We start from the raw sequence: 13763 nt of genomic DNA, 5'->3' as shown, positions 1-13763 counted from the left end.
GAGTTTGCTGTATGCGGATGATAAACATTCAAGAGTATGACAAAAAAACAATGCTGCTTGCAGAACCTATATACGATTACAGAAAAAGAATTTTATTAGCAAGTGGATCTACAATTCATCCAAAATATATGGAGAAATTAAAAGAGATCGGTATAAGAAGTTTAATAATTGAAGATGCAATATCGGTAGGAATAACTTTAGACGAAATGATTGATATGCCAACTTGGATTGATGCTATTACGATGGTAGAACAGGTATACCAACAAGCAAAGAATGGTCAAAAGCTATCTATTACTGAACTTCAAAATACAGTGAAAAAGCTTATTAACGAAGTTTCACAACGACGAGCAATTATATTAATTCCGACATCTACAATTGATGAAGCGTTAGCGCTTTACGCTCACGTAGTTAATGTTACGCTAATTTCTTTACAAATAGCTAAAAAATTAAATTTAAATCAGTTACAATTGAGTACTCTTGGGCTTGGGACACTGCTTCACGATATTGGAAAAATGGTAACAACTGAAGCACTAGAACATCCGGAAAAAGGATTTCAATTATTAAAATCAAATCCAGAGGTTAGCTTGTTAGCCGCTCATGTTGCTTATCAACATCATGAAACTTATGAGGGTTCTGGTTTTCCTAGAGGAATTAAGATTAAGCAAATTATTGATTTAGCTCAGGTTTGTATGGTTGCTAATGACTATGAAAATATGATTTCTAAAGAAGGGTACCAACCTCATGAAGCTATTGAAAAAATTATGTCATTAGTAGAAAAAAAATATAGTTATCATATTGTCCTTAGTTTTACAAATGGAATAATTAGTTATCCACCTGGTACCCATATTCGTTTAAATAACGGGTTATGTGGGATTGTAATAAGGATTGATAGTCATCTCCATCGACCAATTATAAAAGTAGAAGGCATTAGTGAAGAAATTGATCTAAGTGAACAGTCGACTCTTTTTATTGAAAAGGTGTATAATGACTTAAGTGAAAACTAAACGAAAAGGGAGGGGAGGCTAAAACCTCTCCTTTCTTTTGTGAAGGGTTAACTTTCTAAAGTTAGAGGGTTTTCCCGCTACAGTACATACGAAACTGAGCCGCATAGACATAGTTTCTTAGTGAGAATAATCGATGATGAAATTCATTAACGTACATAAATAATGTTAGAACTTTAAATAATATAAAATAGTATATTTCTTTAGAAAACGAGGAAGGTATGATATTTATGAAATTTTTTAAGCCGGATTACGAATTTGATCATTTTACAGATATAACAATAGAATTGTTGAAAAAAGATAATGTTACAACAATATTTTCTGACCTAGATAGTACGTTAGCTGCACATGATCAGTTAGGAGACCATGATTTTACGAAGTGGCATGAAAAGTTAGAAAACAACGGGATAAAACTTGTCGTAGTATCAAATAATAGTCAAGGAAGAGTAGATCGTTTTACAAAACCTTTCAAGATTATAGGTTATGGAAGATGTAAAAAACCGACGATAAGTACGATTAGGAAAATAATGCATGAAATTAGTGTGAAAAGTAGTAATAGTATTTTTTTAGGGGATCAATTGTTTACTGATGTATTATGTGGTAAACGTTTAGGAATGAAGACTGTACTAGTAAAACCCTTAGGAGAAGAACATGAACCTTGGACTGTACGCTGGAAACGAGGATTAGAGGCAAGTATAAAAAAACGATGGTAAAGGAAAACTATTATTAATGATGCATTTCATTTTAATCATCTAAAAAAGATTATAAGGATGTTGGAAATGATTTATATTTATAATTGTTATGCTGGTACGCATTCATCTGCCTTAGCGGCAGCATACCATTTAAAAAAACTACCTCAGGATCGTCAGCCAACAAAAGAGGAAATTTTGAATATAGATATTTTTAATAAACTAACTCCAAAAGATATGGGAAGAATTATTTTGCATGGTAGAGATGAAGAAGGTAATAAAGTATACACTATTGGTCGGAGTAGATCGAAGTTGCTTATTCCTGCATTAAAAGACTTAGGATTAATACTAAATGAAGGATCACAATCAACTGATAAAGTTATTTTTTCCAATGCTTCTCCTACTGTACCGATTGCGATGACGTTTGGAGGGCTATTTTCAAGACGGCTACATATTGATTTTATTGGAGTGCCTCTCCTAATAAAAGGGGCACAGCAAACTTACCATAATATCATTTCATTAGTTGAGTTTACAAAAAAGACTGCCAAAACATCTGAAAAACAAATAGAAATATTAGAAAATAAAAATTTTGAAGTTAATAAGCTGTTCTAACTCGAAACCGTTAACTTATTCATTACATAGTAATTTAGATAAAGTGATAAAAGCTAAACTGACTATATAATTTCAACGTTGCTATTATAATTAAATAGCAAAAAAAGTATGGAATTTCAACTGCACCTCAATTGTTGGACACTAACTAAACAATTGGAGGTGCGTTTTTTGTATAAAGAAAAAAGTATATATGTCCGATTAAGAAAGTGCCTACGAGCTTGAACGTAACGCTTCACTCATGCGATGTATTTCAATTACCATATAAAATACATCTCTGGAAGGCTTCATTAGTGTTATGATTCGAGGAAATCTATACTATTTTAAGACTATCGTATGTGATGTCGCTTGTGCTTTTCTTATACATGAGTTCCATTTTTAGAATGTGAAATATTCCCTTTTCTGTGAAAAATATTAACTTTCTATATAAATTTCTTATATCTGTCATATATAATAATTATATATGTTTATTTTTAAAAGTTTGCCTGGAGGGAGTAACATGAGAGAATGGGAGCGAATGTTAGCTGATATAAAGGCTTGGGCTATTGAAGCAGGCGAAGAACAGATCTGTCGTTTTAATCAACCTATGAATTTGCAATATAAATCAGCAGAAATTGATATTGTGACAGAGGTAGATGTTTGGACCGAAAAATTCTTAATCGGAAAAATAAATAGTGTATATCCAAAGCATCGAATTATATCAGAAGAAAGCGGATTTCATCATGGTGAGGATAATTATGAGTGGGTTATAGATCCTATTGATGGTTCAACTAATTTTGCACATGGATTTCCTTTATTTTCAATTTCAATAGCGGTTAAATATAATGATGAAACGGTGCTAGGAGTAGTTTATATTCCAATGCTTGGTGAAATGTACGAAGCAATGAAAGGGTTTGGTGCAAAATTAAATGGTGAAAATATACAAGTTTCAAAAATAAAGAGATTACCCTTGGCAATGGTAGCAACTGGTTTTCCTTATGACAGAGCATCAGATCCTAAAAATAATTTGGATAACTTTAACAATGTTATAACTAAAGTAGCAGGTATTCGTCAAACTGGAAGCGCAGCGATAGATCTTTGTCAAGTTGCAGCTGGAAGGTTCGATGGTTACTGGGAAATAAAGCTAAACTCATGGGATATTGAAGCAGGCCTTCTAATCGTGAAAGAAGCTGGTGGTTTTGTTAGAAGAGAAGAGCAGGATAAAGGCATTTTTGTCCTTGTTGGGAATGAATCAATATTTGATGCACTAAATCAGCTCATAGAAATAAAAAGATAGGTTGTTAGTTTGTTTTATTAAATTAATATTACGGGGAGATTATCATAATTTCTTATGCTGAAACAAATATTAAAAACGCTTTCATTCGTTTGGACTAACGTATGGTAGAATAGTACACATTATTAAAAATTAGTCGAAAGTTCTTCCTCAAGTTTTAGATAAGAATTACGTATACATTAAAAGTAAGAATGTATGAGCAAACTTAAGGAGGAACTTTACTATGTTAATAGTGGATCAAATAATTTATGATGTTACATTACTGGATAATGAAGATTTAGGTAAAGAATTACTTGATATTTTAAGTGAAGAAAAAAAACAACATAAAAAACAACATATTATAGTACATCAAGTGGTTAAATTAGATCGTTATAATTATACTGTTATTCTTAATTTATGCGAAATGAATTAAGAATTTTCTCTATTGTTTAGGAAGCTATAAAATTATATTACATGCGGATAGGTTCCTATATCTGAAGGTGTTTAGCTTCAGCACCTACGAGTTCGGTCACTTCAGACATGCAACGGACTTTAATTACGCACGAAAAACAATTGTTCCTACGATTACTCCTCGCACAAAACACTGCTTCGAGGAAGCTTAACTACGAAGCAGCTATTCGTAACCAAGGCGCTTGCGCTTTCTTTGAAAGTAATATACTTTCATGCTGGTTTGTGCGTGTTAAACGCATGGATATCTTCTTATTTAGTAGCTTCAATAATGATAGCAGGTGAATGAAGAGAAAATACCTCTGCTTTATAGGAACCATATTTTAATATTGATGTAAATCCAGCTTTTTTCAAAATTATCTCAAGCTGATCACTAGTTATTGGCAATAAAGAGACTTCATTTTTAAATGTCTGTTTACCAACAGTTAATAACCCTTGAAAGATAATTTTATTGTCATGGTGTTTATATGTACGTTTAAAAGTTAGTTCCTCTTCATCACGTTTAATAATTGGTAGTTCAGTAACTCCGTCGTGTAAAACTCGGTCATAATTGACGATTTGAATAAATAGTTTCCCGTTTTTCGGCAAGAGGAGATAAGTATTGTTGATGACTTGTATAACTTCATCAAAATCTTTTAGGTGAACAAGTGAGTTCCCTAAACAAATAATTGTTGAAAACGATCTACCGTTTAGGAGTTCTATTTGCTCCATCGGTAATTGTATAGCTTCTATAGCAATATCATTTGCGACCGCTTTTTCAATGACTTTGTCTATCATGTATTTATCTAAGTCTGTCGCAGTAACTTTATGACCCAATTTGGCAAGAGCTAAAGCATGATTACCGGTTCCAGCGCCTAAATCTAGAATAGACCCTTTGTTAACTCTTTCATTGATGAAATCAACTGACTTCTGATTTAAAGGAAAAATAATATCGTAATATTGACTTAATTTCTCATAAAAGCTCATATTTATCACCTTACTTCTTTAATTGGTAAGAAAACCTTTCTTTATTATAACCATAAAGCAAGGTTATTTTTAAAGAGAAATAAATAATTTTCTACCTCGAAGGATTCCTTGCTTTTGCTACTGCTAGTTTGATCATTTAAACCTAATTCTCATATTTCTAAAAACTGTACCTACATAAAATAACTTTCTAAAAAAGAGTCATGAAACATTGTTGAGGAAGTATTGCAAAGTATAACAAGTAGAGGTAAACACATTTTTGCTTGTAATCAATTCATTTGGAACTTGCGTTGAGAAGAATTATTTTGATTAAAAGCATATATTAAATTTTCTCTTGATTCCACAATTCTACTTGATGCCAAGCTTTTCTAAATCTTCTATGATATTTTCGTGTTTTTAGTAAGTGTCTGGAAGAGTTATAATAATAGAATTTAACATGGTGCCAATTTTTCCAAAATGTGTACCATCTTAGTTTTAAATTTATCCAACAGGAATAGGTAATTATTTTCCAAATGAGTGGGAGTTTGAAAGACTTTTTCATTATTTACCCCTTTCAATAAAGGTTTCCTACAAAAGTTGTAAGTAATAATATATATGTTTAAAAGCGATAAATTAGCATGATTTTAAGTTAAATGCTAAAAAAAGAAAATATTAGTAAAAGTTTGTATCCTTTGTGAAGTATCTTGCAATATTTTAATAACAATAGTAAAGTAGTCTTGTAAGTTAAGTGAAACACTTCACAAACAGAGAGAACAAATGGAGTTAGTAATTTTTTTATAAGTAAATGTGAATTAATTCACAAATTCGGAAAATTTGAGGGGGAACTTCTAATGGTATTTGAAATCAGTCAATCAGCAGCAAATTTTTATAAAAATGAATTTGATTTACAAAACAATGAGGCAATTCGTTTATTTGTTCGTGGTGCAGAAGGTTTCTTTTTAGGGGTAGAGAAAGGTGAGTTAGAACAAGAAGCTCACATTTTCGAAATGAACGGGGTTAAATTTTTTATTAACGAAAATGATCTATGGCACTTTGAAGGCAAAAAACTTGATTTTTGCTCAAAATCAGAGGCAATGATCTTATCATAAGAAAAAAATAGAATGTAAATATCATATAAAAAACCAGGCTTATTATAAGCCTGGTTTTTACCTTGGTTAGAAAGGTCTGACATTTAGAAGGTCCTCTCATCTCATTCAAGCTACTGATTAATTAATGAAACTACTTCTTTGAGTAGATACATGAAGATTTTCTTATCAAAGTAACCGCGGTCTTATTCCCCATATATCTGTAGCGTATTCTTGAATAGTTCGATCGCTTGAAAATTTACCAGAATGAGCAATATTAGTAATACTCATAGAAAGCCATTTTTGTTGATCCCTATAGGTTTGGTCAATTAGTTCGTGAGCTTCTGCATAGGAGTCAAAATCTTTTAATACGAAATATTCATCATTATTAGTGAGAATAGAATAATAAATATCTCTAAACTCACTTTCACCACCTGGAAGTTTATGACTCATCAGTTCATCTAAAACATTTTTTACTCGGTAATCATTATTATATATATCGCGTGCTTTGTATGAGTTCTGTGTATATAATTGTAAAACCTCATCCGCTTTCAATCCAAAGATAAAAATGTTATCTTTCCCCACAAAATCATTAATCTCGATATTTGCTCCATCTAGCGTTCCTAAAGTGATAGCTCCGTTCATCATAAACTTCATATTACCAGTACCTGAAGCTTCTTTACTGGCCGTTGAGATTTGTTCACTTACATCAGCAGCTGGCATGATTTTTTCTGCCATGGAAACACTATAATTTTCAATAAATACAACTTTCAATTTGTCTTGTACTCTAGTGTCATTATTCACGACCGTTGCCACAGAATTTATTAGTTTAATAATTTTTTTGGCGAAATGGTAACCAGGTGCTGCTTTCCCGCCGAAAATAAAAGTTCGAGGGGTAACGTCCAGATTTGGATTTTCGCATAATACGTGATACAAATGGATGACATGAAAAATATTTAAGAGCTGCCTTTTATAGGCGTGTAGACGTTTCACTTGAACATCAAAAATTGAGTCAACATTAATTGAAATATTATTTTTTTCTTTTATTATTTTGGCTAGTTTTTCTTTGTTGTTACGTTTAACTTGTGCAACTCTTTCTTGAAACCCTAAATCCTTTGCATATTTTATTAAGCTAGTAAGTTCTTTTGGATGAGCGATCCATCTAGAACCAATAGTTTCAGTAATTAGTGATGCAAGCTCTGGATTAATGTTGAGTAACCAACGTCTATGAGTTATGCCATTTGTTTTATTATTGAACTTGTGTGGATAGAGATGGTAAAAGTCCTTCATTTCTTTTTTCTTTAGAATTTCTGTGTGAATTTTTGCTACACCATTAACGGAATATGATGCAACAATAGCTAGGTGAGCCATTCGAATTTCATTGTTTCCGATAATAGCCATTTTAGAAATTCTATCCCACTCATAAGGATATTGATTCCAAAGCTCCCTGCAATAACGTTCGTTTATTTCTTCAATGATCATATAAATTCTAGGTAATAATTGCTTTACCATTTCGAGCGGCCATTTTTCAAGAGCTTCACTTAATGTTGTATGATTTGTAAAAGAAATAGTTCGTTGGGTAATATCCCATGCCTCTTCCCAGCTTAAACCTTCCTCATCTAAAAGAATTCTCATTAATTCGGGAATAATTAATACTGGATGTGTATCGTTAATATGAATAGCTATTTTCTCAGGGATATCAAAGATGTTTTCAGTATACTTACCTTTGAATTGTTTAAGGATGCTTTGCATTCCTGCTGATACAAGAAAATATTGTTGTTTCAATCGTAATATCTTACCATCATATGTTGAATCATCAGGATAAAGGAAACCAGAAATATCTTCAATTGAACGTTTGTAATCTAAGAAATGATAATAGTCACTTCTGTTTGAAGTAAAAAAGTTAAAATCATTTTTAGTTGATTCTGCACTCCATAACCGTAACGTATTTACCGTTGGGTTTTGATAACCTACAACAGGAACATCGTAAGGGACGGCCAATACGGTATCATAATTTTTTTGAATAAATTCTAGTTTATGATCGACTTCCTTCATCTCAACATACCCGCCAAATTTAACTTCCATTGATCGATCTGGTCTACGCACTTCCCAAACATAATCCTCTTGTAGCCAGTAGTCTGGTAATTCTGCTTGATATCCATTAATAATTTTTTGTTCAAAAAGTCCATATTTATAACGGATACCACACCCATGACCTGGAAGATTAAGAGAAGCAAGTGAATCAAGGAAACAAGCAGCAAGTCTTCCTAATCCGCCATTCCCTAGACCGGCGTCATGCTCTTGTTCAAACACTTCATCTAAATTAAAACCAAGCTCCTCTAAACTTTCTTTAATAATATTGGTAAGACCAGCGTTATCTATGTTCGTTTGCATTAGTCTTCCCATTAAAAATTCCATTGAAAAATAATAGACTTGCTTTTCTTTATTTTCTTGATAATAGTGAGTGGTATCTATCCAGTTTTTTGATACATGCTCTCGTACTAACTGGCCAAGTGTTTTGTATACATCGTTAATTGTTGCTTCGTTAATTGTTTTCCCAAATTTAGTTTCAAGTCTACATTTAAATGCTTGCTTAAATTCATTTTTTGATATAAACATAGTTCCACTCCTTAATCAATTCAACTTTTATACGATTTTTTACAATACATGCTCCGTTTTATAAATATGTTGATACTGAAAAAACAGAAGTAAAACTACAATAATTTTATTAATAAACTATGAATAATAAAAAAACGTGTTTTTCTGACAAAAATTGCAACGTTTAACTTTTAATAAATGAAAATAAATGATATATTATTGCTGATTAATGTATTTGCTTATGGGATGATGGGACATACATAATTTTGTTTAAATAGGTCTGACGTCATACGATAGAAGTGGTAATCTTTTTTGTTTAAAATTTTGACGAAATGGATAATGTAAGCATGATACTTAATTTCTAACAAAACATGAAGGGGGAAGGAAGATGAAGAAAAGAAAGTTTTCAATTATAATGTCACTTACCTTAGCTGTAGGTACTCTATTAACAGCTTGCGGACAGGGGGCTGAACCAGCGGACTTTTCTGTGAAAATGGTAACTGATGTTGGAGGAGTTGATGATAAGTCGTTTAATGAGTCTGCATGGGAGGGCTTACAAAAATTTGAAAGTGAATTTGGTGTAGAAGTTGGATATTTACAATCTGGTGATGCTGCTGATTATCAGCCAAACTTGAACCGCTTAGTTCGTGAAGGGAATGATCTTGTATTTGCGATTGGTTTCTTAATGGGTGACGATGTAAAAGCTGTTGCAGAACAACAACAAGATGCAAGGTTAGCAATTGTTGACATGGTTGTTGAAGGTGATGATGGGAATCTAATGGAAAATGTAGCTAACATTACATTTAAAGAGCATGAAGGTTCTTTCCTTGTAGGTGTTATAGCAGGGTTGCAAACAAAAACGAACAAAGTCGGCTTCTTAGGTGGAGTTGATGGATTTTTAATTAAGAAATTTGAAAGTGGTTTTAAAGCAGGGGTAAAAGCGGTAAATCCTGATGCTGAAATTATTGTTCAATATGCTGAATCATTTAATGATGCAAGTCGTGGACAGGCAATAGCTGATACAATATATGCTCAAGGTGCTGATATTATTTATCATGCAGCAGGTGGAACTGGTAATGGATTGTTTACGGAAGCTAAAGAGCGTAAACGAGCTGGAGAAGACGTATGGGCTATTGGTGTTGATAAAGACCAACATGATGAAGGTTTACCAGAAAACGTTACATTAACCTCGATGGTTAAACGTGTTGACCAGGCAGTTTACTTTGTATCAGAAAGAACGATGAATGGTGAATATCCTGGTGGACAAATTGTAGAATTTGGTCTTGAGGAGGAAGGTGTTGGTATAGCACCAACAACTGAAAACGTTGACGAGGAAAGTCTACAAGCTGTTGAAGAGTGGAAACAGAAAATTCTAGATGGTGAAGTAGATGTCCCAATGAATACTGAAGAGTACGAGGATTTTATTGAAAACCTATAGTATTTAAATTACAAAGGCTAGTTTTTAACTAGCCTTTGTTAAAGCTTAAGCTAATGAGGTAGCAAACGAAGTATGCAACATACGTTAGGAGTGTTTACTTTGAATAACGTGATTGAAATGAATAATATCAGGAAGGAGTTTCCTGGTATTGTTGCAAATGATAATATAACCATTCAGCTAAGACAGGGTGAAATTCATGCACTTCTTGGAGAGAATGGAGCAGGAAAGTCAACTTTAATGAACATTTTGTTTGGCCTATACCAACCTGATAAAGGCGAAATAAAAGTAAGGGGAGAAAAGGTTAATATTACCGATCCTAATGTTGCTAATCGACTCGGAATCGGAATGGTTCATCAACATTTTATGCTCGTTGAGAACTTTACTGTCGCTGAAAATATTATATTAGGTAGCGAACCGACAAAAGCGGGAAGAATTGATATAAGAAAAGCAGAAAAAGAGATCAGAGAGCTTTCCGAAAAATATGGTTTAAGTGTTGATCCAAAAGCAAAGATTGAAGATATATCTGTAGGTATGCAACAGAGAGTTGAAATTATAAAAACATTATATCGTGGTGCGGAAATATTAATTTTTGATGAGCCAACTGCCGCTCTAACACCACAAGAGATTCATGAACTTATTCAAATTATGAAAGCATTAGTAAAAGAAGGAAAGTCAATCATTCTTATTACACATAAATTAAAGGAAATTATGTCTGTATGTGATCGTTGTACAGTTATAAGACGTGGAGTTGGTATAGGTACGGTAGAAGTAAAAGAAACGAACCCAGATGCTCTAGCTGCAATGATGGTAGGTCGTGAAGTGAATTTTAAAGTTGACAGAAAGAAAGCGGAACCTAAGCACAATGTATTAGAAATTAACGATTTAGTTGTTCAAGATGTCCGAAAAGTCTCAGTAGTGAACGGATTAAATTTAGAAGTGAAATCTGGAGAGATTTTAGGGATTGCTGGTGTAGATGGAAATGGACAAACTGAATTAATCGAAGCTATTACTGGCTTACGGAAAATTAACAATGGAACAATCACATTAAATGGAAAAGATTTAACGAAGTTAAAAACGAGGAAAGTTACAGAAGCAGGTATTGGTCATATTCCCCAAGATCGTCATAAGCACGGTCTTGTTTTAGACTTTTCTATTGCAGAAAATATTGTTTTACAAACATATTATCAAGAACCGTATTCGAAAAATAAGGTGATAAATTTTCCAGTTGTATTTGAAAAGTCTCGAAAATTAATTGAAGAATATGATGTACGTACCCCTAGTGAACATACTCTTGCTCGCGCTTTATCTGGTGGGAACCAGCAAAAAGCGATTATTGCAAGGGAGGTTGACAGATCTCCTGAGCTACTTATAGCTGCACAACCTACACGTGGTCTCGATGTTGGTGCTATTGAGTTTATTCATCGTAAACTTATTGAAGAACGAGACAAAGGAAGGGCGGTACTTTTAGTTTCATTAGAGTTAGATGAGGTTTTGAATGTTAGTGATCGTATCGCAGTTATTTACGAAGGAAAAATAGTGGCAATTGTTGATCCAAAAGAAACAGATGAAAAAGAGTTAGGTTTATTAATGGCCGGTGGGGAAAGTAAGAGAGTAGGTGAGGCAAAGTGATTCATAAATGGTTGAACCGTGGTAAAATAACTAGTTTCTTAGTACCACTAATTTCTGTATTATTAGGTGTTCTTGTTGGTGCTATTATTATGTTGTTTATTGGTCAAAACCCCTTTATTGGATACTGGGCCCTATTAGATGGTGTTTTTGGAGATATTTATTATTTTGGTGAAATGCTAAGAATGATGACACCTCTTATTTTAGCAGGTCTAGCTGTCGCATTTGCCTTTCGTACAGGTTTATTTAATATTGGAGTAGAAGGTCAATTAATTGTTGGGTGGCTTGCTAGTGTCTCAGTAGGGATTTTGGTAGATGCACCAATGATCATTCATTTGCCTTTAGCCATAGGAGCGGGTGCATTAGCGGGAGCAATCTGGGGATTAGTTCCTGGTTTTTTGAAAGCACGTTTTTACGTTCATGAAGTTATTGTCACTATTATGATGAATTACGTTGCACTATTTGTTAGTAACTACATTATTCGTACTTATTTATTAGTACCTGGTGAGAGAACTGATCGGATTCATGCAACAGCTTCATTGGCATCGCCATTTTTACAATCGTTAACTGATTTTTCAAGGTTACATTATGGATTTTTTATTGCTATATTCGCATGTTTAGTTCTGTGGTTTTTATTATGGAAGACGACATTGGGCTATGAACTTCGAGCGGTAGGATATAATAAGCATGCATCACATTATGCTGGTATGAATGTAAATGGAAACATTATTTTAGCTATGGTTATCTCAGGTGGATTTGCAGGAGTGGCAGGTGCGATGGAAGGATTAGGAACTTACGGATATATGTCTATACTTGCTGGATTTACTGGAGTCGGTTTTGATGGTATAGCAGTTGCTTTACTAGGTGCTAATACATCAATTGGTGTGTTATTAGCTGCGGCTTTATTTGGTTCTTTAAAAGTAGGGGCTCCGAATATGCAATCACAAGCAGGAATACCACCAGAGCTAGTTGATATTGTGATCGCGTTAATTATCTTTTTTGTAGCGTCTAGCTATTTAATTCGACTCGTTATTAACCGACTCCAAAAGGAGGGAAAATAAATGAGTTTCATGGATATATTAGCATTAGTCGTACCGGCAACAATATTTTTAGCAGCACCGCTCATTTTTACTGCTATAGGTGGTCTATTTAGTGAACGTTCAGGTGTTGTTAACATTGGGTTAGAAGGACTAATGGTGGTCGGAGCTTTTACTGGAATCGTTGCTACTCTCTATTTTGAAGGTTTAGGCTTCGGTGCCTGGTCTCCATGGTTATCACTAGTAGCTGCCGTAATTGTAGGTGCGGTATTTTCGCTCTTTCACGCAGTTGCATCTATTACTTTTAAAGCAGATCAAATTGTAAGTGGTGTAGCATTAAACTTTTTAGCGGTTGGCTTAACAGTGTTCTTAGTAAGAAATATTTATGGTAAAGGGCAAACCGATTATGTTACCCATCGAATTTCAAGAGAAAATATTCCGTTATTACAAGAAATTCCTTTTATTGGACCGCTATTATTTCAAAGAGTTTATTTTACTTCATTTATTGCAATAGCAGCCGCTATTATCGTTTGGTATATCATTTTTTATACACCGTTTGGTTTACGTCTTCGTTCAGTAGGTGAGCATCCTACAGCAGCAGATACTATGGGGATTGCGGTTAATCGAATGAGATACATTGGAGTATTGTTAAGTGGAGCTTTTGCCGGAATGGGTGGAGCGGTCTTTGCCTTAACGACAGCTGGTAATTTTGCAGGAAATACGATTGCAGGACAAGGGTTTATGGCATTAGCAGCATTAATTTTTGGGAAATGGCATCCGTTAGGAGTAATGGGAGCTGCCTTATTTTTCGGATTAGCTCAATCTTTAAGTATTACAGGACAAACGATTCCATTTCTTCAAAATGTACCTCAAGTTTATTTATTAATTGCACCATACGTTCTGACAATTTTAGCATTAACAGGTTTTGTAGGTAAAGCGGAAGCTCCAAGAGCTATTGGGAAACCATACGAAAAAGGAAGTAGATAATAGAAGGCAACTGTCTTTTATATAAAGTGAT

Annotated in this window: 12 protein-coding genes; 10 read left to right on the top strand and 2 right to left on the bottom strand. The window is 33.6% G+C overall.

The window, feature by feature from the left end:
* The first annotated feature begins 11 nt into the window (after positions 1–11).
* The 5 genes from BKP45_RS01275 (at position 12) to BKP45_RS01255 (ending at position 3984) form a co-directional block, all read left to right on the top strand.
* A complete protein-coding gene (locus BKP45_RS01275; RefSeq protein ID WP_071388049.1) occupies positions 12–1004 on the top strand; it encodes an HD-GYP domain-containing protein in 993 nt (330 codons plus the stop codon).
* Positions 1005–1231: 227 nt separating this feature from the next.
* Complete coding sequence (locus BKP45_RS01270) at positions 1232–1714, top strand: YqeG family HAD IIIA-type phosphatase (RefSeq protein WP_071388048.1); 483 nt, start codon at positions 1232–1234, stop codon at positions 1712–1714.
* Between the two features lie 66 nt (positions 1715–1780).
* A complete protein-coding gene (locus BKP45_RS01265) occupies positions 1781–2302 on the top strand; it encodes a DUF3189 family protein (RefSeq protein WP_071388047.1) in 522 nt (173 codons plus the stop codon).
* Between the two features lie 496 nt (positions 2303–2798).
* Positions 2799–3575 carry an inositol monophosphatase family protein gene (locus BKP45_RS01260; protein ID WP_071388046.1) on the top strand — a complete coding sequence of 259 codons (777 nt, stop codon included), beginning with the start codon at positions 2799–2801 and terminating at the stop codon, positions 3573–3575.
* A gap of 220 nt (positions 3576–3795) precedes the next feature.
* Complete coding sequence (locus tag BKP45_RS01255) at positions 3796–3984, top strand: hypothetical protein (RefSeq protein WP_071388045.1); 189 nt, start codon at positions 3796–3798, stop codon at positions 3982–3984.
* A gap of 287 nt (positions 3985–4271) precedes the next feature.
* Here the strand turns inward: BKP45_RS01255 and BKP45_RS01250 are convergent, their stop codons facing one another.
* Entirely contained in the window at positions 4272–4985 is a 714-nt protein-coding gene (locus BKP45_RS01250) for a class I SAM-dependent methyltransferase (RefSeq protein WP_071388044.1), read from the bottom strand.
* Positions 4986–5812: 827 nt separating this feature from the next.
* Here BKP45_RS01250 and BKP45_RS01240 point away from each other — a divergent pair.
* Entirely contained in the window at positions 5813–6070 is a 258-nt protein-coding gene (locus BKP45_RS01240; protein WP_071388042.1) for a hypothetical protein, read from the top strand.
* Between the two features lie 165 nt (positions 6071–6235).
* On the opposite strand, the gene BKP45_RS01235 is transcribed toward BKP45_RS01240, so the two are convergent.
* Positions 6236–8665: a glycogen/starch/alpha-glucan phosphorylase gene (locus BKP45_RS01235; RefSeq protein WP_071388041.1), complete on the bottom strand. Its 2430-nt coding sequence runs from the start codon at positions 8663–8665 to the stop codon at positions 6236–6238.
* A gap of 367 nt (positions 8666–9032) precedes the next feature.
* Here BKP45_RS01235 and BKP45_RS01230 point away from each other — a divergent pair, with 367 nt between their 5' ends.
* The 4 genes from BKP45_RS01230 (at position 9033) to BKP45_RS01215 (ending at position 13732) form a co-directional block, all read left to right on the top strand.
* Positions 9033–10082 carry a BMP family lipoprotein gene (locus BKP45_RS01230; protein ID WP_071388040.1) on the top strand — a complete coding sequence of 350 codons (1050 nt, stop codon included), beginning with the start codon at positions 9033–9035 and terminating at the stop codon, positions 10080–10082.
* Positions 10083–10181: 99 nt separating this feature from the next.
* Positions 10182–11711: an ABC transporter ATP-binding protein gene (locus tag BKP45_RS01225; protein ID WP_071388039.1), complete on the top strand. Its 1530-nt coding sequence runs from the start codon at positions 10182–10184 to the stop codon at positions 11709–11711.
* Positions 11711–12769: an ABC transporter permease gene (locus BKP45_RS01220; protein WP_407639578.1), complete on the top strand. Its 1059-nt coding sequence runs from the start codon at positions 11711–11713 to the stop codon at positions 12767–12769. Before BKP45_RS01225 ends, BKP45_RS01220 begins: the two co-directional genes overlap by 1 nt.
* Positions 12770–13732, top strand: a complete 963-nt coding sequence (locus tag BKP45_RS01215) for an ABC transporter permease (RefSeq protein WP_071388038.1) — start codon at positions 12770–12772, stop codon at positions 13730–13732.
* The last annotated feature ends 31 nt before the right edge of the window (positions 13733–13763 follow it).

Source organism: Anaerobacillus alkalidiazotrophicus, from assembly GCF_001866055.1.
This window is presented reverse-complemented; position numbering and strand designations above follow the sequence as displayed.

Excerpts from the sequence above, each read along its gene's own strand:
- BKP45_RS01275 (WP_071388049.1), top strand. The coding sequence starts at position 12 with ATGCGGATGATAAACATTCAAGAGTATGACAAAAAAACAATGCTGCTT.
- BKP45_RS01270 (WP_071388048.1), top strand. The coding sequence starts at position 1,232 with ATGAAATTTTTTAAGCCGGATTACGAATTTGATCATTTTACAGATATA.
- BKP45_RS01265 (WP_071388047.1), top strand. The coding sequence starts at position 1,781 with ATGATTTATATTTATAATTGTTATGCTGGTACGCATTCATCTGCCTTA.
- BKP45_RS01260 (WP_071388046.1), top strand. The coding sequence starts at position 2,799 with ATGAGAGAATGGGAGCGAATGTTAGCTGATATAAAGGCTTGGGCTATT.
- BKP45_RS01255 (WP_071388045.1), top strand. The coding sequence starts at position 3,796 with ATGTTAATAGTGGATCAAATAATTTATGATGTTACATTACTGGATAAT.
- BKP45_RS01250 (WP_071388044.1), bottom strand. The coding sequence starts at position 4,985 with ATGAGCTTTTATGAGAAATTAAGTCAATATTACGATATTATTTTTCCT.
- BKP45_RS01240 (WP_071388042.1), top strand. The coding sequence starts at position 5,813 with ATGGTATTTGAAATCAGTCAATCAGCAGCAAATTTTTATAAAAATGAA.
- BKP45_RS01235 (WP_071388041.1), bottom strand. The coding sequence starts at position 8,665 with ATGTTTATATCAAAAAATGAATTTAAGCAAGCATTTAAATGTAGACTT.
- BKP45_RS01230 (WP_071388040.1), top strand. The coding sequence starts at position 9,033 with ATGAAGAAAAGAAAGTTTTCAATTATAATGTCACTTACCTTAGCTGTA.
- BKP45_RS01215 (WP_071388038.1), top strand. The coding sequence starts at position 12,770 with ATGAGTTTCATGGATATATTAGCATTAGTCGTACCGGCAACAATATTT.